At 46.7% G+C, this 23,417-nt stretch carries 16 protein-coding genes, 15 tRNA genes and 2 rRNA genes; 7 read left to right on the top strand and 26 right to left on the bottom strand.

Features of this window, described 5'->3' with window-relative positions; all coding sequences use genetic code 11:
* Positions 1–66: 66 nt before the first annotated feature.
* The 5 genes from NSQ55_RS04405 to NSQ55_RS04385 all read right to left on the bottom strand — a co-directional run bounded on the left by NSQ55_RS04405 (position 67) and on the right by NSQ55_RS04385 (position 5,609).
* Positions 67–954: a sugar phosphate isomerase/epimerase family protein gene (locus NSQ55_RS04405; protein WP_339171504.1), complete on the bottom strand. Its 888-nt coding sequence runs from the start codon at positions 952–954 to the stop codon at positions 67–69.
* 36 nt (positions 955–990) lie between these two features.
* Positions 991–2,013, bottom strand: a complete 1,023-nt coding sequence (locus NSQ55_RS04400) for a LacI family DNA-binding transcriptional regulator (RefSeq protein WP_036686912.1) — start codon at positions 2,011–2,013, stop codon at positions 991–993.
* Between the two features lie 68 nt (positions 2,014–2,081).
* The gene (locus tag NSQ55_RS04395) at positions 2,082–3,659 is read right to left on the bottom strand and encodes a DUF3502 domain-containing protein (RefSeq protein WP_339171501.1); all 1,578 of its coding nucleotides are present in this window, start codon (positions 3,657–3,659) and stop codon (positions 2,082–2,084) included.
* An 80-nt stretch (positions 3,660–3,739) separates the two neighbouring features.
* Positions 3,740–4,636, bottom strand: a complete 897-nt coding sequence (locus NSQ55_RS04390; RefSeq protein WP_076105429.1) for a carbohydrate ABC transporter permease — start codon at positions 4,634–4,636, stop codon at positions 3,740–3,742.
* Between the two features lie 28 nt (positions 4,637–4,664).
* On the bottom strand, positions 4,665–5,609 hold the full coding sequence (locus NSQ55_RS04385; protein WP_305953532.1) for an ABC transporter permease subunit: 945 nt from the start codon (positions 5,607–5,609) through the stop codon (positions 4,665–4,667).
* 643 nt (positions 5,610–6,252) lie between these two features.
* On the opposite strand from NSQ55_RS04385, the gene bglX reads away from it, so the two are divergent.
* The 4 genes from bglX (at position 6,253) to NSQ55_RS04365 (ending at position 11,362) form a co-directional block, all read left to right on the top strand.
* Complete coding sequence (bglX, locus tag NSQ55_RS04380; RefSeq protein WP_339171499.1) at positions 6,253–8,412, top strand: beta-glucosidase BglX; 2,160 nt, start codon at positions 6,253–6,255, stop codon at positions 8,410–8,412.
* A gap of 116 nt (positions 8,413–8,528) precedes the next feature.
* The gene (locus tag NSQ55_RS04375; RefSeq protein ID WP_076302802.1) at positions 8,529–9,497 is read left to right on the top strand and encodes a metallophosphoesterase family protein; all 969 of its coding nucleotides are present in this window, start codon (positions 8,529–8,531) and stop codon (positions 9,495–9,497) included.
* 186 nt (positions 9,498–9,683) lie between these two features.
* Positions 9,684–10,436, top strand: coding sequence for a 3'-5' exonuclease (locus tag NSQ55_RS04370; RefSeq protein ID WP_036686897.1), 753 nt, complete (start codon positions 9,684–9,686; stop codon positions 10,434–10,436).
* Positions 10,437–10,609: 173 nt separating this feature from the next.
* Positions 10,610–11,362 carry a MerR family transcriptional regulator gene (locus NSQ55_RS04365; protein WP_339171494.1) on the top strand — a complete coding sequence of 251 codons (753 nt, stop codon included), beginning with the start codon at positions 10,610–10,612 and terminating at the stop codon, positions 11,360–11,362.
* Between the two features lie 84 nt (positions 11,363–11,446).
* On the opposite strand, the gene aroD is transcribed toward NSQ55_RS04365, so the two are convergent.
* On the bottom strand, positions 11,447–12,211 hold the full coding sequence (gene aroD, locus NSQ55_RS04360) for a type I 3-dehydroquinate dehydratase (protein ID WP_076130672.1): 765 nt from the start codon (positions 12,209–12,211) through the stop codon (positions 11,447–11,449).
* A gap of 61 nt (positions 12,212–12,272) precedes the next feature.
* Positions 12,273–13,202, bottom strand: coding sequence for a ribokinase (gene rbsK, locus NSQ55_RS04355; RefSeq protein WP_339174400.1), 930 nt, complete (start codon positions 13,200–13,202; stop codon positions 12,273–12,275).
* Between the two features lie 256 nt (positions 13,203–13,458).
* Here rbsK and glgP point away from each other — a divergent pair, with 256 nt between their 5' ends.
* A complete protein-coding gene (glgP, locus tag NSQ55_RS04350) occupies positions 13,459–15,075 on the top strand; it encodes an alpha-glucan family phosphorylase (RefSeq protein ID WP_339171492.1) in 1,617 nt (538 codons plus the stop codon).
* Between the two features lie 262 nt (positions 15,076–15,337).
* The gene (gene katA / locus NSQ55_RS04345) at positions 15,338–16,795 is read left to right on the top strand and encodes a catalase KatA (RefSeq protein ID WP_076187446.1); all 1,458 of its coding nucleotides are present in this window, start codon (positions 15,338–15,340) and stop codon (positions 16,793–16,795) included.
* Positions 16,796–16,946: 151 nt separating this feature from the next.
* Here the strand turns inward: katA and NSQ55_RS04340 are convergent, their stop codons facing one another.
* Complete coding sequence (locus NSQ55_RS04340; RefSeq protein ID WP_036686883.1) at positions 16,947–17,141, bottom strand: sporulation protein Cse60; 195 nt, start codon at positions 17,139–17,141, stop codon at positions 16,947–16,949.
* A 396-nt stretch (positions 17,142–17,537) separates the two neighbouring features.
* On the opposite strand from NSQ55_RS04340, the gene NSQ55_RS04335 reads away from it, so the two are divergent.
* Positions 17,538–17,993 (top strand): GreA/GreB family elongation factor, encoded by a 456-nt coding sequence (locus tag NSQ55_RS04335; RefSeq protein WP_076130676.1) that lies wholly within the window; start codon positions 17,538–17,540, stop codon positions 17,991–17,993.
* 69 nt (positions 17,994–18,062) lie between these two features.
* Here the strand turns inward: NSQ55_RS04335 and NSQ55_RS04330 are convergent, their stop codons facing one another.
* From NSQ55_RS04330 to NSQ55_RS04245, 18 genes are all read right to left on the bottom strand, one after another.
* Positions 18,063–18,527, bottom strand: coding sequence for a YdeI/OmpD-associated family protein (locus NSQ55_RS04330; RefSeq protein WP_076130677.1), 465 nt, complete (start codon positions 18,525–18,527; stop codon positions 18,063–18,065).
* Positions 18,528–18,628: 101 nt separating this feature from the next.
* Positions 18,629–18,699: transfer RNA gene (locus NSQ55_RS04325), tRNA-Gly, on the bottom strand.
* A gap of 12 nt (positions 18,700–18,711) precedes the next feature.
* A tRNA-Pro gene (locus NSQ55_RS04320) sits at positions 18,712–18,785 on the bottom strand.
* A 32-nt stretch (positions 18,786–18,817) separates the two neighbouring features.
* Positions 18,818–18,894 (bottom strand) — tRNA-Arg (locus NSQ55_RS04315).
* Positions 18,895–18,904: 10 nt separating this feature from the next.
* Positions 18,905–18,979 (bottom strand) — tRNA-Gly (locus NSQ55_RS04310).
* 7 nt (positions 18,980–18,986) lie between these two features.
* A tRNA-Leu gene (locus tag NSQ55_RS04305) sits at positions 18,987–19,071 on the bottom strand.
* Between the two features lie 15 nt (positions 19,072–19,086).
* Positions 19,087–19,162 (bottom strand) — tRNA-Lys (locus NSQ55_RS04300).
* Between the two features lie 7 nt (positions 19,163–19,169).
* Positions 19,170–19,244 (bottom strand) — tRNA-Gln (locus tag NSQ55_RS04295).
* A 16-nt stretch (positions 19,245–19,260) separates the two neighbouring features.
* A tRNA-Asp gene (locus tag NSQ55_RS04290) sits at positions 19,261–19,338 on the bottom strand.
* A gap of 25 nt (positions 19,339–19,363) precedes the next feature.
* Positions 19,364–19,440, bottom strand: a tRNA-Met gene (locus tag NSQ55_RS04285).
* A gap of 71 nt (positions 19,441–19,511) precedes the next feature.
* Positions 19,512–19,588: transfer RNA gene (locus NSQ55_RS04280), tRNA-Met, on the bottom strand.
* Positions 19,589–19,603: 15 nt separating this feature from the next.
* Positions 19,604–19,679: transfer RNA gene (locus NSQ55_RS04275), tRNA-Val, on the bottom strand.
* A 6-nt stretch (positions 19,680–19,685) separates the two neighbouring features.
* Positions 19,686–19,757: transfer RNA gene (locus NSQ55_RS04270), tRNA-Glu, on the bottom strand.
* Between the two features lie 15 nt (positions 19,758–19,772).
* Positions 19,773–19,865, bottom strand: a tRNA-Ser gene (locus tag NSQ55_RS04265).
* A gap of 5 nt (positions 19,866–19,870) precedes the next feature.
* A tRNA-Asn gene (locus NSQ55_RS04260) sits at positions 19,871–19,946 on the bottom strand.
* 3 nt (positions 19,947–19,949) lie between these two features.
* Positions 19,950–20,026, bottom strand: a tRNA-Ile gene (locus NSQ55_RS04255).
* A gap of 57 nt (positions 20,027–20,083) precedes the next feature.
* A 5S ribosomal RNA gene (rrf, locus tag NSQ55_RS04250) occupies positions 20,084–20,200 on the bottom strand.
* A gap of 73 nt (positions 20,201–20,273) precedes the next feature.
* A 23S ribosomal RNA gene (locus NSQ55_RS04245) occupies positions 20,274–23,199 on the bottom strand.
* Between the last annotated feature and the right edge of the window lie 218 nt (positions 23,200–23,417).

The raw sequence follows: 23,417 nt of genomic DNA, 5'->3' as shown, positions 1-23,417 counted from the left end.
TGACCTCATCCTCCACTTCACTGTGGATTTCGAGGTCATTTTTGGGTTGTTTTCATACGGCACCATTTAAACCGGATTAGGCACAAAGCTGCCACCACGGCAATATTTCAAGTAATTCAATGCATGCACCTGGCCGGTCATTTCCATCTCATCACGATACACTGGATCATGCCAGCCTTCGATATCAATCGTACCTTTATAACCCGCTTGGCGCAGGATGGTGATTACATCTACCCAATTGGTATCCCCGAAGCCAGGGGTCCGGTCCCATACATAAGGTTTGGGGCCATGAATACCGTATTCCTTGACGATGTCCCAAGCGATGGTCGCATCCTTGCCATGCACATGGAATACTTTATCCATCCATTTGCGCAGCTGCGGAAGCGGATCAATCAATGCGATCATCTGGTGGCAAGGCTCCCATTCCAATCCCAGATTATCCGCCGGAACGGCATTGAACATCTTCTCCCAGGCCGAAGGATTGTGAGCGATGTTCCACTCTCCGCTCTGCCAGTTTCCGCCCATAGCGCAATTCTCAAAAGCAATCCGCAGGCCACGATCTGCCGCTCTCTTCGCCAGTTCTCCGAACACCTCTGTAAACTTCGGGATGGACTCATCAATGGACAAACCTGGCAATCGCCCAGTGAACCCGCCTATAATATCTGTGCCAAACAAATGTGCATGATCAATCAGCCGCTCCCAGCTGGCCAACGTGTCGGCATTGTCGCCGCTGCCTGCGAGCGGATTGCCATAGATGCCCACAGAAGAGATGACAAAATCATGTTCAGCAGCTAACTCCCTCAGTCGTGCAGCCGTTTCGATCAAATCGGTTTCGCCGGTGGTCTGCCAAAAGTTCAGATTAAATGATTCAAATCCATGCCCCACAATTTGTGGAATGACCTTAACGGCTTCTCCACCACGTACAATCGTACCTATTCTCAGTGTATCTTGCATTTCGGTTCCACTCCAATAAAGGTTTATAGTGTGATCTTAACGAGGTTTAATCATCTTGCAGGAACCACGCTTGAGCAATACCGCATCATAGACAATATGCTGATGGTTTGAACGTCCGGAAATGAGGTCGAACAGAACACCTACACTGGATAAGGCCATTTCCGTACCCGGCTGGCTGATTGTATCAAGAGAAGGATGATAATATTCAGCCATCTCGATCCCGTCAAAGCCAATGATCGAAATGTCATCAGGGATAGATAACCCCGCGGTAAGCACCGCTTTGGCAGCACCGATGGCAATCGTGTCGGAAGCGGCAAATATAGCTGTAATTCCCTTGTTCTTGTTGAGCAGTCTCCGCGCAGCATTAAATCCCGAGCTGGGACTGTATTCGCAATCCTCAACCAACCCTGAATCATAGGGCAGACCCTGCTCTTCGAGTGCTTTTTTGTAGCCTAAATACCGCCGGTTGCCCGTGGTTTCATCCAATAATGGAGACTTGGCTAAAAAGCCGATATTCGTATGACCTAATGAGATCAAATAATTGGTAGCCTTATAGGCTTCCTTCGTTTCATTGATAATAACGCTGGAAAAAATAAGCGGGTTCACCTCCTGCGTTGAGGTGATCGTTGTCAGCACAAACGGAACCGTCAGCTGTTTGAACTTCTCTTCAGAATGATCATAGGTTCCACCCATGAAGATAATCCCACACAGATTCTTCTCCTTCACCAGTTGAATTGCAGCATTGATTTCATCGGTCCCATCCTCTACTTGCTGGATAAGAAACGGGTAGCCCCGCAGATTGACCTGCCGTTCAATTTCTCTGATCATATTAGAGAAAAAAGGATTGGTAATCCCCTTGACCATAAGTGCAATGTTCTTAGATTGTGTAGTTTTCAAATTCCGCGCGTTGGAATTGGGAATATAATTGTATTCCTTAACCACACTCATCACTTTCTCACGTGTAGACTTGCTCACCGGTCCCTTGTTATTGATTACCCTGGAGACCGTCGAGATGCCCACACCGGAAATCCGCGCGATATCCTTGATATTTACATCCACTTTACTCCCCCATTTATGGGTAAAGGAGCTATATCGAATTATAGCTCCCTTACACCCCTTAACTTTCTTTAGTTGACAGGAACAAACGCAGCCAATTGCTTCTCTACTTCGGCAATGACCTTGTCAACTCCTGCTTTTTTCAGCTGATCGCGGTACTCTGCAACAGCTGCTTTTGGATCTTTGCTTGTTTTACCAAGCATCAATTGAATACCGAGCTGTGAATTCACGTTGGAAATCGAAGCAATTTCAGTTGTAACATTGGTTGGATCAAAGCTGAAGCCATTGTAAGGATCATCGATAGCCACTTTATCCCATTCTGCGAATAAGGAGTTACGGATTGGGTTTTCTGTATCCGTAGGAACTACGAATTTGTCATTACGAAGTGACCAAGCAGCGAAACCTCCGCCGTCCGTTTTATCGTTGAAGCCTGCAGGCTGCTTTTTAACACCATTTTCCATCACATATTGTTTGCCTTCAATACCGTTTTGGATGAGGTTGTAGTAGCTTTCATCGGTCATGAACTTCTCGATCACCATCAGAGCGCGCTCTGGATCAGCTGAGTTCGTGCTGATTACAGTCGAGTTGTCAACGCCCATCTTACGTTTGATCTTCTTATTAGCTTCCGCAAAAGTAAAGAAGTAAGGATCTGATTCCGGTTGTGCCTTCAAATCCGCACCGTATTGGCCGATCCAGTCCTGAGCATGAGTCAAATAACCTGCGGAGTTAGCTGCTCTGAAGTTATCCTTGCTGCCTAGGGTCGCAGACAGCACATCTTTACTCCAGTAACCCTTATCCGCCCATTCACGCATCTTCACAGCCCAATCTTCAAATTCCTGAGTGAAGGCTGGATGGAAGACGGTCTTGTAGTCCTCTGGACTTTTGGTCACAAGATTCAGCTCATTCAAAGATATACCAGGAGCGTTAAGCCACATCCCTGTAGTATCTACGAGCATTCTGAACATATTGGCTGCATCTTCTGCCTTGCCGTTAATTGGTGGGAAGGACTCATTAGCAACCACATTATCCATGTATTTAACCATATCATCAATGGAAGTGATTTTGTCCATTCCATATTTCTTCAGCAAGTCAGAACGATAGGCATAACCGGCAGGTGTGTATTCGCTATAAAGACTTGGTACACCATAAATTTTGCCTTTGTATTTTGTATTCTCCCACACACTTTCCGGGATTTCCGCTTTTAGCTTAGGAGCAACTTTATCCAGCATATCTGTAAGGTCCACTAGAGCGCCTTCACTAGCCAATGTGAAATAAGACACCGGAGCTCCGGGAGATGCATGCGACATATCAAATTCTTCGCCTGAAGCAAATAGCAGCGGGTACTTAGTAGCGATATCCGGCCAGTCAATATACTTCACTTCAATCGTAGCGTTTAGATCAGCCTTGAGCTTCTTGTTAATCTCAGCGAGGATTTCTTTATTTTTAACTCCTTCGCTGCCCCACAGGTAGTACACCAGCTTAGCTTCCTTGGAAGTATCCACTCCGCCTGCATTGGCTGAAGCCTCTGGAGCTTTCGTGGCTGCCGGATCATTACTCGGCTCATTATTGTTCTTGGATGTGCAGGCTGTCAGTGCTCCAGTAAGCATGAGGACAGCAATTAAAGAAGACGCGATCTTTTTACCTTTCATTTAGGTAAGCCTCCCTTTTCTCTTCTATTTATGAAACTTTCATTTATAATAAACGCTCTTCGAAAAGAAGATTGCGTCCATTAACCCTTTACAGCCCCGATGGTGAGGCCTGTTACGAAATAACGCTGTACAAATGGATACAGGAGAATAATCGGTCCAGTGGCCAGCACAGCTGTAGCCATCTTGATGGATTGCGTCGGAAGATCAGCAGTATTGATGACCGCTCCCGAGTTGATTAGCGCTCCTAAGTTCGTCTGATTGACCATTCGCTGCAAAAAGTATTGGAGCGGATATTTCGTCGGACTGTCAATATACAACATCCCGTTATACCACTCATTCCAAAAGCCTAGTGCTGAGAAAAGCCCAATAGTAGCCAAGGATGGAACCGCCAGCGGAATAAATATCCGCCAATAGATGCGAAAGTCGCCAGCACCGTCAATGGTAGCGGATTCATATAAGGAATCCGGAATCGCCTTCATGAAATTACGCATCAGGAAGATGGACCATGCACCAACTACACCCGGAAGAATCATGGCGAATAAGCTGTCCTTCATATGCAGGTGCTTAACCATCAGGATGTATGTCGGAATCAAGCCACCACTGAATAGTGTTGTAAAGTAAATCAAGAAGGAAAAGAAGTTGCGGTACTTGAAATCCTTACGGTTGAGCACGAATCCGGCCATCGACATCATAAACAGTCCGAGTACCGTACCCACTACGGTGATGAAGATAGTTACCTGATATGCATTCACCAGCTGAGTAGAGTTGTTGAATAGCATCTCGTAAGCCTTAAAGGAAAATGCCTTCGGCAGCAGCTTGTAGCCTTCACGAACAATTTCCTGCTCGTTCATGAACGATGAGGAGATCATCAACGCGAAGGGAAATAAACAGAATAGCGCAAAGATAGCGATACAGATATAACTGACTGCTTTTATGAGAATGCTTCCGGAATCCTGTTTGATTGTACTCTTTTCCATATTTATCACCCCTGTTTCGTGTCTAGTCTTAGAACAAAGCGCTGTCCGGTTCTACCTTGCGTACAATAAAGTTAACTACAAGCACCAGGATCAGACCGAATAAGGATTGGTAGAAGCCCACTGCGGCACCCATAGAGAAGTTGAATTGTCCCACCAGTGAACGGAAGACATAGGTATCGATGATATCTGTCTGCGGATACAGTACAGAGTTCGTACCGATCAGATTATAGAAAAGGTCAAAGGATCCCTTGAGAATTCCACCCATACCGAACAGTAGAAGCAGAATAAAGGTTGGCTTCAGAATCGGCAAGGTCATATAACGGATTCGCTGCCAGGTAGTCGCTCCATCCATATAAGCAGCCTCGTACAGATCATGATTAATCCCTGTGATCGTTGCCAGATAAACAATCATTCCATATCCGGTACCCGCCCAGATCTTGAAAGCCACAATAATATATTTCCAGATGCCCGGATCGGAATAGAACTCGTAACGGTCTAGCCCCATTCCAGTTAACATCGTATTGATAAACCCGGAATTGAAATTGAATATATTGTAGGCAAACACACCGACGATAACCATGGAGATGAAATTCGGTAACAGGATAACGGATTGTGATATTTTTTTGAACCACTTGCCTGAGATCTCAGACAACATAATGGCAAATACTATTTGAATGATATTACCTAAAGCCAGAAAGACGATATTATAGAGCAGCGTATTCTTGGTAATATTCCATAGATCCCCATTTTGAACCAGAAACTCAAAGTTCTTAAGGCCGATAAAGTTACTTCCAAAAATCCCCTTATTGAGCTTGTAATCTACAAATGCGACGTAAGCTCCAGGCATTACAGCATAGTGAAAGATAACGAAATATACGATTACAGGCAGCAACATTAGAAAAAGAACTTTGTTCTTAATGACTTCCCGAACAATGTTTCCACCCACAAGCTTCAGTCTCGCCAAAGTGCCCACCTCCAATTTGAAAGATGCATTCAGTCACATGCATAAATTACCTTCCTTTCTTGTCCAGCAGCCAGAATAAAAACAGTTTGCCCAACCTTCATAAAAAAGTGTATCGAGCGTTGTAGAAACGTTTCCAGTGTTTCTGTAAAACTCTCTGTGTGAGAAGCATACTCCCAAAATGTATGCGCTGTCAATTCATTTTATTTTTGAATTACAAGTACTAAAGTTACATATTTCACGTAAAAAAATATAAATTAGCTGTTTTTCTAAAGGCGATTGACTTTTTTTGGTGTTCAGACTAATATCGAGGTGTATCGTTTGTGGAAACGTTTTTATACTTTTCTTTCATAGACATGTCAGTCTCCATATGTAACATCTTAATGATGCAATCCTCTTCTGATTTAATTCATGCCTCAGCCCTGTATCCGAAGAGAGAAATGCTATGATTTTCACAACAACTGAACCTGATTATAGCTCAGGCCCATTCCGCATCTCGGAGCTGTGTGCCAGGAGAGTAAACGGTTCACTCCCATCCTTATCGCCTATCTAACGTAAGTTTTGCTAATAAAATCATGCTTACGCTGCCCGGCGGGGAACTACACATCTATTTAACAAACTAACTTTCAATGCGCTCACGAGGAAGGAGTTAACCATGACTAAAACGTTTATCCAAGATCTTGTGAACGATATGACCCTGGACGAAAAGCTGGCCCAATTAACCCAGCTAGGTCCTCACTATTGGGGTTTGGACGATACCGTGGATTTAACCGGACCATTTAAGGAACTGAATATTAAGCCGCAGGTAATGGAGAGCATCGGAAGTGTTCTGAACGGTATTGGAGCCCGGAATGTAATCGAGCAACAGACCCGACATTTGCAAACCAGCCGACAAAAGATTCCTCTGCTCTTCATGGCGGATGTCATTCACGGCTACCGGACCATCCTCCCGATTCCGCTGGCCATGGGCAGCAGCTTTGACCTTGAAGCCTGTGAAAGGTTTGCTGAAATCGCCGCCAAGGAGAGTGCGGCTGCCGGCATTCACGTCACCTTCTCGCCCATGACTGATCTCGTACGCGACCCGCGCTGGGGACGTGTCATGGAGACATCTGGTGAGGATCCCTATCTGAATGCCCGTGTCACCGAAAGTATGGTGCGGGGTTATCAGGGCAAGGACCTAAAAGAAAAAGGACGCATCGCTGCCTGTGTGAAGCACTTCGCTGGTTACGGTGCTCCCGAAGGCGGACGGGAATACAACACGGTGGATATGTCTTCCGGCGTATTGCGTGAGTTCTACTTGCCAGCCTATAAGGCTGCCGTAGATGCTGGTGTGGCCATGGTGATGGCCGCATTTAATACCATTGACCGTATCCCGGCAAGTGGTAATTCCGAACTTCTTCGCGGGATTTTACGGGAAGAATGGGGCTTCAACGGCGTTACCATCGCCGATTTCAATTCCGTTAATGAGCTGATTCCCCATGGCGCCGCAATAGATGGCCGTGAGGCAGCCGAGAAAAGTCTGGCTGCTGGGCTGGATATTGAGATGATGTCCACTCACTATCTAAACCACGGCGCTGCTCTGGTCGAGGAAGGAAAGCTTGATATCGCCTTGATCGATGAAGCCGTCATCCGGGTGCTTGAGCTCAAGGACGCGCTTGGCTTGTTCGATAATCCATTCAAGGATGCAGATCCGCTGGTGGATGAGGCTCCGAAACCTAGCGCGGAGCATCTGCAGGCCGCACGGGAGCTTGGAGCTAGCTCAGTTGTACTGCTCAAAAACGACAATGATGCTTTGCCCCTTAAACGTGGCATGAAGATTGGTCTGGCTGGTCCTTTCGCCACCTCCATTCATGTGCTGGGCGGTTGGGCCGGGACAGAAAAAGATCCGGCTGTATCACTCTACACCGGCATTTCGCAAAAAACATCTGCCGAAAATATTTTTACGGCCATGACTGGTGAGCTGGGAAGCATGCTTGAGGGTGTTTTTGATGTGGGGGATGAAATTGAAGACGCCTACCAGGCGCTGAAGGATTGTGATGTAATTCTCGCCGCTGTCGGTGAGAATCAGCAGGATACCGGGGAAGGCGGAAGCAAATCCAATCTCCGCCTATCGGCCAATCAGGAGAAGCTGATCTGGCGTCTGAAGGCTACCGGCAAAAAGGTCGTCACCATTGTATTCAGCGGCAGACCACTGGAGCTGAAACCCGTTCTTGATGCCAGCGACGCTCTGCTGCAGGCTTGGTTTCTGGGTACAGAGTCAGGAAATTCGCTGGCCGATGTGCTGTTCGGAGATTATAATCCTTCCGGACGTTTATCGATGAGCTTCCCCTACTCGGTTGGGCAAATTCCTGTCTATTACAATGCTTATCAAACGGGACGTCCTTATGATCCTATGTATCCTAATGTGCGTTACGTGACCCGTTATCTGGACTGCCCGAATGACCCGCTGTTCTGTTTTGGTTATGGCCTGAGCTATTCCAAGTTTGCTTACAACAGCTTCAATGTTGAAGCTGCGGATCGGGTGGTTGCCTCCATTGAAGTAGAGAATACTTCGGACATCGCCGGCAAGGAAACCGTTCAGCTCTACATCCACGACGTCAGCGCAAGTGTCGTGCGCCCGGTCAAGGAACTGAAAGGCTTCCAGCAGATTACACTCGCACCGCATGAGAAACAGGTGGTTTCCTTCGAAATCACCAGAGAAATGTTAATGTTCTACGGAAAAGACGATCAGTTGGTCTTCGAGCCTGGGGAATATGATATTATGATCGGTAGAAACTCTGGAGATCATTGCACTCAGCGGATCTGGATCGGCTGACCTGCGTATAGCTATGCTTCTAACGACGTCAGCCCTTATTGCCCTCTTGGCGCAATGAGGGGTTGGCGCCTCCACAGCTTGCTATTCAATATTCGATAGTAAGGGAGATTATTCTAATGAGACACAGTTTATCATTTCAGCAAGATGGCACTTTTAAAATCGTACAATTTACCGATCTGCACTGGATGGATGGAAGAGCTGAGGATCAGCTTACCGAGGCACTGATGGAACGCATTCTGGATGCGGAACAACCTGATCTTGTGGTTTTCACGGGAGATCTTATTTACACGGGTCCTGTATCACCGGGAAACAAGGCATGCGAGCACCCCGCACAAGCTTTTCGTGAGGCTGTCGCTGCCGTGGAGAGATCCGGCATCCCTTGGACCTTTGTATTTGGCAACCATGACACAGAAACTCTGATTTCAAAGAGTGAACTGATGCAAATTGCCCTGGAACATCCCCACTGCCTGACCGAAGCCGGTCCAGAAGAGCTGGAAGGCTCGGGCAATTACACTCTTGAAATTAAAGATCAGGAAGACCACTCGGCTGCTATTTTGTATTTTCTGGACTCTGGCGGCTACTCCGAGTATGAGGATATCCCGGGCTACAATTGGATTGGGCGGAATCAGATCAACTGGCTGACGGCTGAATCTGCGCGGCTGAATCCGAAGACTGCTGAGAACAGGCTGCCTGCCTTGGCTTTCTTCCATATTCCAATTCCCGAATATCGGGATGTCTGGTCTACACAAGTCTGTCATGGGCATAAGTTTGAGCGTGTATGCTCACCTGAGGTGAACTCGGGCTTATTCTCAGCTTTGCTGGAAATGGGTGATGTGCTTGGCACCTTCTGCGGACATGACCATATCAACGATTTTAGCGGCAACCTGTATGGCATACGTCTTTCTTATGGCCGTGCTACCGGCTACAATACTTATGGAAAAGAAGGCTTTATGCGGGGAGCACGCGTCATCGAACTGGTCAAAGGCACTCAAGACTTCAATACCTGGCTTCGTCTTGATGACGGATCCGTTATAAATGAACAGCCGATTCATATGCCTGAACCTGCTGCCGATTCAGGACATTAATCTTTTATAGGATTAAATTTTAATAGTGATTAAATGAACCAGTGCGCAGATGTTACGCTGGTTCATTTTTTTGTGCAAATATTAGCTTGTCTCCATATTCCCCATTACATCACTTTTTTTGTTAAAATAGAGAAGTCGACGTATTAAGCACTACAGCGTCAGTCATGGAAACGGAGGCAAGTACCTGTGGATTATATTATTCTGGACATCGAATTCAACGGCCGTAAGTTTGCCAGCGAGCACCCTATGGAGGTCATTGAGATTGGAGCCGTCCGGTTAGACTCTTCACTGCAGTATAAGGATGAATTTTCTTCCTTGATCAAACCTATATATTTCTCCACCCTGAATTCCTTTATTAAGAAAAAAACGGGTATCCCTCAAGAGGAAATCGACATTGCCGCCCGCTTCCCCAAAGTCATCACTGCTTTTAGAGAGTGGCTTGATCTAAGTACAGACGGAGTTCTGCTGCTTACCTGGGGTGGCGAAGACATGAAGCGAATCATTCAGGATGTGCGCATGCACAAGATGGACGAATCCTACTGGATGTCCGCTACGTATTTCGATTTGCTCAAAGGAGTTCTTCGTGCGCGTGGTCTTAGCAATGATGTCAGCGTGGAAAGCGCGATGGCATTGTTTGAGCTTGAGCCTACTGGATCTGCACACCGGGCGCTGGATGATGCACGGATGACGTCAGAGATCTTCCGCGCCGTGTTTAAGGATCTGGATTTTGAGCGTTCACAGCATTACGTAGATACCTTCTCCAATGCCAAAGAACGCAAAACAGTTAAGGTAGCCATAAAGGCTATGACCTCACAAAAAATTGTACCTACCTGGGACCTTGTCGTTGAACACTACTTCTCAGACAAAGCAACCCTTGCGGACCCTCGTAAGCTGGAGGAATTGCACAATTATTTCACAGCACAGATGGGCCATAAATAAATTCAAGCAGCAAAGCTTAACATTATAGACTTATTCATAGCAGCGGCAGACTTCCCCATGATCATTCAGAGGGTAGCTGCCGCTGTTTTGGATATGCTAAAAAAACCATTTGACCTTCACGTTACGTAAAGGTGTACATTTGATTTGTAGGAGGTGATACTACGGAATACACAGTGCAGAAGCTCGCAGAGTTAGCTGGAATCAGCACACGGACCCTGCGCTACTACGATGAGTTTGGCATTCTTAAGCCGGCGAGAATCAACTCTTCGGGGTATCGTATCTATGGCCGTACCGAAGTAGATCTACTACAGCAAATTTTATTTTATCGGGAGCTTGGCTTAAGTCTGAAACGTATCAAGGCTATTATGACAGAGCCCTCATTCGACGGAGCCAAAGCGCTGCGGGAGCATCATGACAAGCTACTGGAAAAAAGACAGCAATTAGATCTATTAATCGCTAACGTCGAAAAGACGCTGGCTCAAAAAGAAGGGAGAATTACCATGAGTGATACTGAAAAATTCGAAGGCTTTAAACAAAAGCTGGTAGATGACAACGAAAAGAAATATGGCCAAGAAATAAGGGAGAAATACGGAGATGACACCATTAATCAATCCAACCAAAAGCTTAAAGGAATGACAGAAGAACAATATGCCGCTATACAACAGCTTGAGGAAGAGATGTTCGAAACACTCTTGCAAGCAATGGAGCATGGAGACCCTGCCAGTGTATTAGCGCAAAAAAGTGCAGACCTACACCGTGAGTGGCTCTCCTTCTACTGGAATTCCTATTCCAAAGAAGCTCATGCTGGTGTTGCACAATTGTATGTTGATGATGAACGTTTTACCGAATACTATGACAAACGCCGCCCTGGACTCGCTGCGTTTCTAAGAGATGCCGTACATGTATATACGGGAAAAAATGCGTAAGCGCACGAACAATATTTTAAAATAGAAAAAGGCATCCGGATACTCCGGATGCCTTTTTTTTGAGGCAATAGCAATCAGCAGAAATCACAGACTGCGGTGCAGCAGCGACAATGTATTCCGAAGCTCAGCGACAGCTACCTGGCCAGGTGCAGAAGGTTTATGTGCAGCTCCGAAGGTAAGCGCTGAACCAAAAACTTCACCTGCCAAACGGCTGATCACCCCGGCTCCCGCCATAGACATCGTTATAATCGGACGGTCTGCATATTTTTCCTTCATGATATGTGTAGCTTCCAGCAAAGTTAACACATCGCCTGCATCTTGGGGCATAACGGCAATTTTGGGCAAATCCCCGCCAAGCTCCTGCGCCTTGCATAACCGTGAGATGATCTCCTCTTTAGGAGGTGTACCCTGAAAATCATGATTTGAAATAATGACAGACACGTTATGAGCATGAGCAGCTTCGACCAGTAGCTTTACATCCTGCTCATCATTAAATAGTTCAACATCTATTATATCTACTAGACCGCTCTCGGCAGCAGCTTTATTCAGTGCTGTGTAATATTCCGTGCTGACTTGCTTCTCTCCGCCTTCTTTTGCACTCCGAAAAGTAAAAATCAGCGGCAGATCTGGAATCACAGAACAGATTTCGCTTAGTGCGTTCTTTACAGCTGCAACGTCTTCCACTTCAGCAAAAAAATCCGTCCGCCACTCCACCAAATCAGGTTGCAGTACTTTCAGCGCTTCCGCTTCCTGCTTCAGCTCAGACAAGGTCGCTCCAATTAGCGGAACACATATCTTAGGGATTCCTTCGCCGATGATCACATTTTTAACGGTTACTGTTCTGCTCATTATTTAAGCTCCTTATCCTATCTCATCTAGTATAGATCTTGAATATCCTGTACTGTCTATTCTACAGCGATTTACGTTTTAGAAACTGCTCGACCTCGGACAACTGCGGCAATGAAGGGATCGCCCCTTCTTTCCCTACAGCCAATGCACCTACAGCATTAGCGAAGCTCACGGCTTCCTCCAAGGTCTTCCCTATGACCAGCTGCTGGGCTAATGCGCCATTAAATGAGTCACCGGCAGCAACTGTATCTACCGCCTTTACCGGGAAGCCTGGAACAGCCTTGGCACCTTCAGCATTCACAATCAGGGCACCTTTTGAACCCAAGGTTACAATTACGTTCTGTACTCCTTTTTGCAGCAAAATACGGGCTGCCTGCTCAGCAGTCTCTGCGCTATCCACAGTCATTCCGGACAAAATCCCGGCTTCCGTCTCATTAGGTGTCAGGTAAGATACCTGAGCCAGCATCTCATCCTTTAGCACTCTAGCTGGTGCAGGATTAAGGATGACCGGAATCCCCTTACGATGGGCAATCGCAATCGCCTGCTCACTCATCGCCAGATCCATTTCAAGCTGCAGCACAATGATCTTAGCCTGGCTAATCACAGCCTCCAATGCCTGAATATCCTCTACCGTAAGCTCAATATTCGCTCCAGGTACCACGATAATCCGATTTTCTCCATCTTCTTCAATAACGATTGAGGCGACTCCTGTTGCCTCATGTTCACTTACAGAAATATGCTCTATATGAATGCCTTCATTCCTGATAATCTCCAGCATTTCGCTACCAAAGGTATCTTTTCCAACTCTTCCGATCATACTAACCTCTGCACCCAGACGTGCTGCGGCAACGGCCTGATTTGCCCCTTTTCCGCCAGGAGATAGAGCAAAGGCTTGTCCAATCAGGGTTTCTCCTGCATCCGGTGACCGGTTTGTACGTACCACCATATCCATATTCAAGCTTCCAATCACAACTATATCCAACTTAGACACCACCATTAATTATTTCTTCAATCTCTTTATCTTAGGGGCTTCTGTCCACTTTATCAATCAATTCCGCTCAATTGGATTCAAAATGGTTGTTTTCACCAAATTGACGTTATGCTTTTATTCATCGAGTGTGCTAGAATAGTGGTGCAATCGCTTCCACAATGATTGGCTGCACTATTTTGAGCAAACGTTTGCACCTAAGATAATGCCCGCAGCTTCACTGCAATTTAATCTAATCCGTGATTAGGAGGCTTATCAAGTGAACGAACAAAAATTACCGTCAGTCGCTTATTTTAGTATGGAGTACGGGCTGCATTCCGATTTCAAAATGTATGCCGGAGGTCTGGGCATTCTTGCCGGAGACTACATCAAGGGTGCAAAAGATATCAACGCCCCTATTATCCCTATTGGGCTGAAGTGGAAACAAGGTTACACGGACCAAAAGATTGATGCCAATGGCAATCCGTACGACTCCTATCACAATTATGTTTATGAGTTTCTTGAAGATACAGGGGTTAAGGTAACTGTTAAAGTCCGAAAAACCGATGTGGTATGCAAAGTATGGAAAACTGATTATTTTGGCAACAGCACATTGTATTTACTGGATACGGATATTCCCGAGAATAATGATACCTGGATCACAGGCCAATTGTACGGCTGGTTCGGCGAAGAACGGATCGCACAAGAGATCGTGCTTGGGATTGGTGGAGTCAAAGCTATGCGTGCGTTGCAAATCCCTATTGATGTCTATCACTTCAATGAGGGTCATGCGGCTCTAGCGGCTATCGAGCTAATCCGTGAAAAAATGTCCGGAGGCCACACCTTCGAAGAAGCGTGGAAAGCCACTCGCGAAGAAGTCGTATTCACTACCCACACACCAATCAAAGAAGGCAACGAAACCCATCCTCTCGACCGACTTGAGTATATGAGTGCGTTCAACGGCTTAACCCGTGACCAGATGGAGCGGATCGGCGGCGAGCCATTTAATATGACGGTTGCAGGTCTAAGACTATCACGTATTTCCAACGCAGTAGCCCAGCTACACGCCGATACGGCTAATAAAATGTGGAAGGAAGTAGCCGGAAGATCAGAAATTATAGGCATTACTAATGCCATCCATACTCCTACCTGGGTAGATGATAGAATGACGCAAGCCTACGAACAGGATGGTGACTTATGGGCAGTGCATAAAGAGATCAAGGGCGAACTGATCCAGTTCATCAAAGAACGTTCCGGCATTAGCTTAAATGCTGACAATCTACTCATCGGCTTCTCACGCAGAGCTGCTCCATATAAACGAAGCGACCTGATCTTCTCGCAGCCAGAAATTATCGAACCTTATCTGGAGTCTGGAAAGATACAAATTGTATTCTCCGGCAAAGCGCACCCACTCGATGATAACGGTAAAAAAATCGTCAGTAACCTAGTAGCGATGATGAAAAAGTATCCAAAGAGTGTTGTGTTCCTCGAGAATTACGATATGACGATTGGCGCCCAGCTGACGCGCGGTACTGATATTTGGCTCAACAATCCACGCAGACCATTGGAAGCCAGCGGCACCTCCGGGATGAAAGCAGCTATGAACGGTGTATTGAACTGTTCTATTCTGGATGGCTGGTGGCCGGAAGCCTGCATCGATGGTGAGAATGGCTGGCAGATTGGAGACGGCTTCGAAGCTACAGACTTTGAGGTGCTGGATAAGCATGATAGTGATGCACTGTACGACACCTTATTGAAACGTGTACTCCCAACCTTTTACGAGAATCGTGAACAGTGGGTACAAATGATGAAAAAGAGTATCGAAACCACCCGTACGGAGTTTGCCACCAAAAGAATGTTAGATGAATATTACAACAGAATGTACATTAAAGCCTAAGTACAAGAACCGAATATCTTCTATATCAAAAAATACAGCGCACCCCTTCAGTGATGGTAGGGATGCGCTGTTTCTTTTTTAATTCTGCTAAGTAATTAATCACTTTGTCTATCATATATATCTGAATGTGCCAACGCTGTAATGACGATTACCACATATTGTAATGAGTCAATTATTTAAAAAGTGTTGCAATTTCTCTAAAAAACATTAATATAGAACTTATACTAAATCTAAAATCAAATCTCATGAGGTGATTCTATTAATGAGCTCCAATAATAATAATCTTACAACCAGCTGGGGTGCTCCAGTAGGCGACAATCAGAATTCAATGACAGCCGGTGACCGCGGTCCCACTTTACTGCAAGATGTCCATTTGCTTGAGAAATTAGCCCACTTTAACAGAGAACGTGTTCCTGAACGTGTCGTTCATGCTAAAGGTGCAGGCGCTCACGGGTATTTTGAAGTTACAAAAGATCTAACCCAATACACAAAAGCTAACTTTTTGTCTGAAGTAGGCAAACGTACACCGTTGTTCATTCGTTTTTCTACTGTAGCTGGTGAATTAGGTTCTGCTGATACCGTACGCGACCCTCGTGGATTTGCCGTGAAGTTCTATACTGAAGAAGGAAACTATGATCTCGTAGGTAACAATACGCCTGTATTCTTCGTTCGTGATGCGATTAAATTCCCGGACTTTATTCATACACAGAAACGTGATCCACAGACACATCTGAAGAACCCGAATGCTGTATGGGACTTCTGGTCTTTATCGCCTGAATCTCTGCATCAGGTAACGATTTTGATGTCGGATCGCGGAATTCCAGCTACGCTGAGACATATGCATGGGTTCGGTAGCCATACCTTCAAGTGGGTAAATGCCGAGGGCAATGCAGTCTGGGTGAAATACCATTTCAAAACAGAACAAGGCATTAAGAATCTAGATGCAGACCTTGCTGCCAAAATCGCTGGGGAAAACCCGGATTATCATACAGAGGACTTGTTTAATGCTATTGATAAAGGAGATTTCCCTGCTTGGAAGCTCTACGTGCAAATTATGCCAATCGAGGATGCGAAGACTTACCGTTTTGATCCATTTGATGTAACAAAGGTCTGGTCGCAAAAAGATTATCCGTTAATCGAGGTTGGACGTATGGTATTGGATCGCAATCCGGAGAACTACTTTGCTGAAGTAGAACAAGTTACATTCTCCCCCGGCTCTTTCGTTCCTGGTATTGAAGCTTCGCCTGATAAATTGCTACAAGGCCGTCTGTTCGCTTATGGTGATGCACACCGTCACCGGGTTGGTCCCAACCATAACAGTTTACCTATCAACCGTCCAAAAGTAGAAGTGAAGAACTATCAACGTGATGGTGGCATGGCCTTGGGCAACAATGGCGGTTCCGGTGCCTATTACGAGCCTAACAGCTTAGGAGGACCTAAAGAATCACCGCAGCATAAAACATCGCCGTTCGAAGTCTCTGGTTATGCGGATAGTGTCTCCTACAATAGTGACGATCACTATACACAACCAGGTGACTTGTACCGTCTAATGTCTGAAGAAGAACGTACCCGTCTAGTTCAAAATATCGTTGGCGCTATGACTCCTGTTGAAAGTAACGATATCAAACGTCTCCAGATTGAGCATTTCTTTAAAGCTGATCCAGACTTGGGACAGCGTATCGCATCCGGTTTGGGTTTATCTGTACCAGACGGAATGTAAGATTGTAAATGCACTTATAAACTAAAGAGGACCTTTGCCCGTAGATGGGAAAGGTCCTCTTTTTGCTAATTAGCTGAAAACATAATAAATGATGACAATCACAACGCCCAGCGTGGAGACAATGGATAGACATGAAAAAAACGTGTTCCAGTTATTGCCTTTCATTTGTCTTATACACGACCAGTATAGTGGTTCTTTGGTGCTCTGCCCCATCACGTGATGATTTAACTACCGAACCGTAACAGATATTCACAATCTGTTCCTCCCGTAGTCCTGCCAGGAACTCATTAGCTTTATTCTCTGCATAAGAATTATCAGCATCTACAAACTCTTTAACTTGAATCATCCTGATCTCCTCCTTTAATAAATTAAGTAGTTATTTTATAGTTCTGGAATCTATATGTGAACTCAACGAAATGTACATGGCGTATCACTCCCCAGGTAACAATTAATGTAAAAATATCTTCAAAATACAGTATAGGCATTTCGCAGTTTTCTACGAAATGCCTATGCATCAGCCTATCATAGCACCCAAGTATGTAATAGTCAAAGGTTTTCATTACAATATTTAGAAGGTTTTAATTCCCCTTTTAAAATGGATTGGATTTACAAATAGAAGCTGGTATACTGATCAGAAGGTCTCCATTGGGGGACCTCTATTTGTATAGGAGGGATTTTAAGATGGCAACACACCATAACAGGTTTACAAGGAATGTGCTACTTAGAGGGGGTGAAATCTACTATGAACCATAGTCTTATCTATGAAGGCTCACGGACACAGCTGCTTCAGCAGCTTATCTATTTTGATGAGGAAAAAATCGCATTTCTAAATCAGTACTTTCCGGTACGGAGCAAGGATAGAAGCAACGCTGAAACGCTGTTATCCCGTTATTGCTCCGAGCTGGAACAATTACTAACTGAGTTCAATGGTGAAGATTTAAATTCACAGGTCTTTATCGGAAGTCAGCTGCAGCTTCGTTACTTGGACGATAATACTACAGATATCTATACCATCGTATTTCCTAACCAAGCAGAACCTAACAATAACAAGATTTCTATGTTGTCACCTATAGGCATGCAGCTGCTGCTGGCTGAGCTCGGCAGTACTTGTCAGCTAGCGATTCCTTCAGGTCAACTAGAGGTGAAGATCGAAAGCATTAAGTTCGTGAATAATGGTGAAGTAGGCGTTCTTATATAAGGACGATCCCTTATATACCCGCTACAGCAGCGTCCCTTTCCAGATATTAAGGAGGAGGACGCTGTTCTATTATTTAAGCCTCAAACCTTCTTCCAGCTTATTAACTGACTTCTGGATCCTTGCTGCTCTGGTTTCCGGTCTTTTCGCCCCTTCGATCCAGCTCACATATTCCTTCCGATAGGAATAAGCCAAGCTGTTATAATACACCTCTGCCTGCTCATTGCTGCTTAGTGCGTCCAGAAAATCTTCTGGAGCCTCTATCTCTCGCAATTGATGATCTTGTTCCATTGTCACCCGTACTATATCTCCAGGTTGAGCATGGGCTAAGTCTCGCAGTTCTTTTTTCACGACCATAAAATGTTTCCCATTACCATGCGGCATGAGTGTTCCTTTATAGGGAATGTCATTCAGGCTTCCTTTAACTTGTATCCTTGATTTAGTTTCATATATTTGTTCAGCGTCAAAAGGAACCGTAAGATATGTCCAACTCCCATTCGTATCTGGTCTGACTAACCTTGCTTCAAATTCAAACATTGGCCCCTCCTCAAATAAAATCTCTAGTTCCTATTGTATCCATACGTGCTTAACTATACAAAAAAACACCCGCCTAATACCGGCAGGTGTTTCTCTTTATAAGCGGGTGATGGGAATCGAACCCACGCTATCAGCTTGGAAGGCTGAAGTTCTACCATTGAACTACACCCGCAAAGGTATAAAATCGGGATGACACGATTTGAACATGCGACCCCCTGGTCCCAAACCAGGTGCTCTACCAAGCTGAGCTACATCCCGTTAACAATACTATAACTGCTTAGTAATAAAAATGGCGCGCCCTGAGAGATTCGAACTCCCGGCCTTTTGATTCGTAGTCAAACGCTCTATCCAGCTGAGCTAAGGGCGCAAAATCTATATGGAGCGGACGACGGGAATCGAACCCGCGACCCTCGCCTTGGCAAGGCGATGCTCTACCGCTGAGCCACGTCCGCAAAAACATGGTGCGCGTGAAGGGACTCGAACCCCCACGTCGTGAAACGCCAGATCCTAAGTCTGGTGCGTCTGCCAATTCCGCCACACGCGCACACTTTAAAGAAAATGGTGAGCCATGAAGGACTCGAACCTTCGACACCCTGATTAAAAGTCAGGTGCTCTACCAACTGAGCTAATGGCTCTCATAAATGGCTGGGGATATAGGATTTGAACCTATGCATGACGGAGTCAAAGTCCGTTGCCTTACCGCTTGGCTAATCCCCAATAATAATTAACTAAATGGCGGAACCGACGGGATTCGAACCCGCGATCTCCTGCGTGACAGGCAGGCATGTTAGGCCAACTACACCACGGTTCCATAGACATAATGCATAAGTGTAAATTGGTTGCGGGGGCAGGATTTGAACCTGCGGCCTTCGGGTTATGAGCCCGACGAGCTACCGGGCTGCTCCACCCCGCGTCATTAATTAGTATATACTATTCATTTTCACCATACCAGCTTATCCCTAAACATAATGTATAAGAGTAAATTGGTTGCGGGGGCAGGACTTGAACCTGCGACCTTCGGGTTATGAGCCCGACGAGCTACCGGGCTGCTCCACCCCGCGTCAGTGAAAAAAATATGGTGGAGGCTGAGGGGATCGAACCCCCGACCCTCTGCTTGTAAGGCAGATGCTCTCCCAGCTGAGCTAAGCCTCCATGATATGACCCGTATGGGATTCGAACCCATGTTACCTCCGTGAAAGGGAGGTGTCTTAACCCCTTGACCAACGGGCCATGCTAATAATTTTATGGCGGAGAGAGAGGGATTCGAACCCTCGAGACGCTTGTGGCGCCTACACGATTTCCAATCGTGCTCCTTCGGCCAAACTCGGACACCTCTCCATAAATGGCTCCCCGAACAGGACTCGAACCTGTGACAACTCGATTAACAGTCGAGTGCTCTACCAACTGAGCTATCAGGGAATATGGTGGGCCTTAGTGGACTCGAACCACCGACCTCACCCTTATCAGGGGTGCGCTCTAACCAGCTGAGCTAAAGGCCCTTCTAAGACATATTAATATTAAGGGCAAAAAAAATACCACGGGTAATGTGGTTGTCCGCTTGGCGGCGTCCTACTCTCCCAGGACCCTTCGGTCCAAGTACCATCGGCGCTGGAGGGCTTAACGGTCGTGTTCGGGATGGGTACGTGTGGAACCCCTCCGCTATCGCCACCAAACGGGCATTTACAGCGTAAATGCTCAGGCTTGATGCCTGAAAACTGAATCCGAAACGAATCTGCATTCTAAGTATAGGATAAGCCCTCGACCGATTAGTATTGGTCAGCTCCATGCATTGCTGCACTTCCACCTCCAACCTATCTACCTCGTCGTCTTCAAGGGGTCTTACTAATTGGGAAATCTCATCTTGAGGGGGGCTTCACGCTTAGATGCTTTCAGCGCTTATCCCGTCCGTACGTAGCTACCCAGCCATGCTCCTGGCGGAACAACTGGTGCACCAGCGGTACGTCCATCCCGGTCCTCTCGTACTAAGGACAGCTCCTCTCAAATTTCCTGCGCCCACGACAGATAGGGACCGAACTGTCTCACGACGTTCTGAACCCAGCTCGCGTACCGCTTTAATGGGCGAACAGCCCAACCCTTGGGACCTACTTCAGCCCCAGGATGCGATGAGCCGACATCGAGGTGCCAAACCTCCCCGTCGATGTGGACTCTTGGGGGAGATAAGCCTGTTATCCCCAGGGTAGCTTTTATCCGTTGAGCGATGGCCCTTCCATGCGGTACCACCGGATCACTAAGTCCGACTTTCGTCCCTGCTCGACTTGTAGGTCTCGCAGTCAAGCTCCCTTATGCCTTTGCACTCTGCGAATGATTTCCAACCATTCTGAGGGAACCTTGGAACGCCTCCGTTACTCTTTAGGAGGCGACCGCCCCAGTCAAACTGCCCGCCTGACACGGTCCCCGTACCCGGTAAGGGCACTAGGTTAGAACCTAGATACGATCAGGGTGGTATCCCAACGGCGCCTCCACCGAAGCTTGCGCTCCGATTTCTACGGCTCCCACCTATCCTGTACAGATCGTACCCAAATTCAATATCAAGCTGCAGTAAAGCTCCATGGGGTCTTTCCGTCTTGTCGCGGGTAACCTGCATCTTCACAGGTATTAAAATTTCACCGGATCTCTCGTTGAGACAGCGCCCAAGTCGTTACGCCATTCGTGCGGGTCAGAATTTACCTGACAAGGAATTTCGCTACCTTAGGACCGTTATAGTTACGGCCGCCGTTTACTGGGGCTTCGGTTCATAGCTTCGGGTTACCCCTAACCACTCCCCTTAACCTTCCAGCACCGGGCAGGCGTCAGCCCGTATACTTCGCCTTGCGGCTTCGCACAGACCTGTGTTTTTGCTAAACAGTCGCTTGGGCCTTTTCACTGCGGCCCCCTCGTGCTATTCACACTACCGGGGCACCCCTTCTCCCGAAGTTACGGGGTCATTTTGCCGAGTTCCTTAACGAGAGTTCTTCCGCGCGCCTTAGAATTCTCTTCTCGCCTACCTGTGTCGGTTTGCGGTACGGGCACCTTCTCCTGGCTAGAGGCTTTTCTTGGCAGTGTGAGATCATGACCTTCGCTACTACAATTTTCGCTCCCCATCACAGCCCAGCCTTAACGATGTGCGGATTTGCCTACACATCAGCCTCACTGCTTAGACGGACATCCATCAGTCCGCGTCACTACCCTCCTGCGTCACCCCATCGCTCATAGCGGATTACGGTGGTACAGTAATTTCAAACTGTTGTCCTTCGACTACGCCTTTCGGCCTCGCCTTAGGTCCCGACTTACCCTGAGCGGACGAGCCTTCCTCAGGAAACCTTGGGCTTTCGGCGGATCAGATTCTCACTGATCTTTTCGTTACTCATACCGGCATTCTCACTTGTGTAGTGTCCAGCGCTCTTTTCAGTACACCTTCAACCCCTACACAACGCTCCCCTACCCCAGATACATAGTATCTAGCCATAGCTTCGGTGGTGTGTTTAGCCCCGTTACATTTTCGGCGCAGAGTCACTCGACCAGTGAGCTATTACGCACTCTTTCAATGGTGGCTGCTTCTAAGCCAACATCCTGGTTGTCTGTGCAACTCCACATCCTTTCCCACTTAACACACACTTGGGGACCTTAGCTGATGGTCTGGGCTGTTTCCCTTTTGACAATGGATCTTAGCACTCACTGTCTGACTCCCGGCAATAAGTATATGGCATTCGGAGTTTGACTGAGCTTGGTAATCCTTGCGGACCCCGCACCCAATCAGTGCTCTACCTCCACTACTCTTATACCGAGGCTAGCCCTAAAGCTATTTCGGGGAGAACCAGCTATCTCCGAGTTCGATTGGAATTTCTCCGCTACCCCCACCTCATCCCCGCACTTTTCAACGTACGTGGGTTCGGGCCTCCAGTGCGTGTTACCGCACCTTCACCCTGGACAGGGGTAGATCACACGGTTTCGGGTCTACGTCCACATACTAATTCGCCCTATTCAGACTCGCTTTCGCTGCGGCTCCACCTTCTCGGCTTAACCTTGCATGTTAAACGTAACTCGCCGGTTCATTCTACAAAAGGCACGCCATCACCCATTAATAGGGCTCTGACTTTTTGTAAGCACACGGTTTCAGGTTCTATTTCACTCCCCTTCCGGGGTGCTTTTCACCTTTCCCTCACGGTACTGTTTCACTATCGGTCGCCAGGTAGTATTTAGCCTTAGCAGATGGTCCTGCTGGATTCATACGGGGTTTCACGTGCCCCGCACTACTCGGGATCCGTCTCGGAGAGAATACAGTTTAGGTTACAGGGCTTTTACCTCTATCGCGGGCCTTTCCAGACCTCTTCACCTACCATATTCCTTTGTAACTCCATGTGAGACGTCCCACAACCCCTAAGAGCAAGCTCTTAGGTTTAGGCTGTTCCGCGTTCGCTCGCCGCTACTGACGGAATCACTATTGTTTTCTCTTCCTCAGGGTACTTAGATGTTTCAGTTCCCCTGGTCTGCCTCTACATTTCCTATGTATTCAGAAATGAGTAACTGCGAATTACCACAGCTGGGTTTCCCCATTCGGACACCCCCGGATCAAAGCTTGCTTACAGCTCCCCGAGGCAGTTTCGTTGTTCGCCACGTCCTTCGTCGGCTCCTGGCGCCTAGGCATCCTCCGTGTGCTCTTATTAGCTTAACCTTGATTCTTCCGAAGAAAAATCTCACTAATAACATTTACTTGTTTACACAAGTTGCTAAAAGATGTTCTAAAACGCAAATTCGTTTCGGTATCCAGTTTTCAAGGATCAAGTCTTACTTGAGAGCTTAAACTCTCAAAACTGAGCAACGAGTGAGTAACAGGCCTAAACCTGAGTTTTGGAAGCTTAGCTTCCGATTTGAATGTTCTCATTGCAGAGA

This window comes from Paenibacillus sp. FSL H7-0943, assembly GCF_037963265.1.
Taxonomy (GTDB): Bacteria; Bacillota; Bacilli; order Paenibacillales; family Paenibacillaceae; genus Paenibacillus_AQ; species Paenibacillus_AQ odorifer.
The sequence above is the reverse complement of the archived record's forward strand: the minus strand, read 5'-3'. Positions and strand labels throughout refer to the sequence as shown.

Coding starts and splice junctions, on each gene's coding strand:
- NSQ55_RS04340 (WP_036686883.1), bottom strand. CDS start 17,141: ATGATTCAAGTTAAAGAGTTTGTAGATGCTGATAATTCTTATGCAGAG.
- bglX (WP_339171499.1), top strand. CDS start 6,253: ATGACTAAAACGTTTATCCAAGATCTTGTGAACGATATGACCCTGGAC.
- NSQ55_RS04395 (WP_339171501.1), bottom strand. CDS start 3,659: ATGAAAGGTAAAAAGATCGCGTCTTCTTTAATTGCTGTCCTCATGCTT.
- NSQ55_RS04330 (WP_076130677.1), bottom strand. CDS start 18,527: ATGTTTGAATTTGAAGCAAGGTTAGTCAGACCAGATACGAATGGGAGT.
- katA (WP_076187446.1), top strand. CDS start 15,338: ATGAGCTCCAATAATAATAATCTTACAACCAGCTGGGGTGCTCCAGTA.
- NSQ55_RS04335 (WP_076130676.1), top strand. CDS start 17,538: ATGAACCATAGTCTTATCTATGAAGGCTCACGGACACAGCTGCTTCAG.
- NSQ55_RS04375 (WP_076302802.1), top strand. CDS start 8,529: ATGAGACACAGTTTATCATTTCAGCAAGATGGCACTTTTAAAATCGTA.
- NSQ55_RS04390 (WP_076105429.1), bottom strand. CDS start 4,636: ATGGAAAAGAGTACAATCAAACAGGATTCCGGAAGCATTCTCATAAAA.
- aroD (WP_076130672.1), bottom strand. CDS start 12,211: ATGAGCAGAACAGTAACCGTTAAAAATGTGATCATCGGCGAAGGAATC.
- NSQ55_RS04405 (WP_339171504.1), bottom strand. CDS start 954: ATGCAAGATACACTGAGAATAGGTACGATTGTACGTGGTGGAGAAGCC.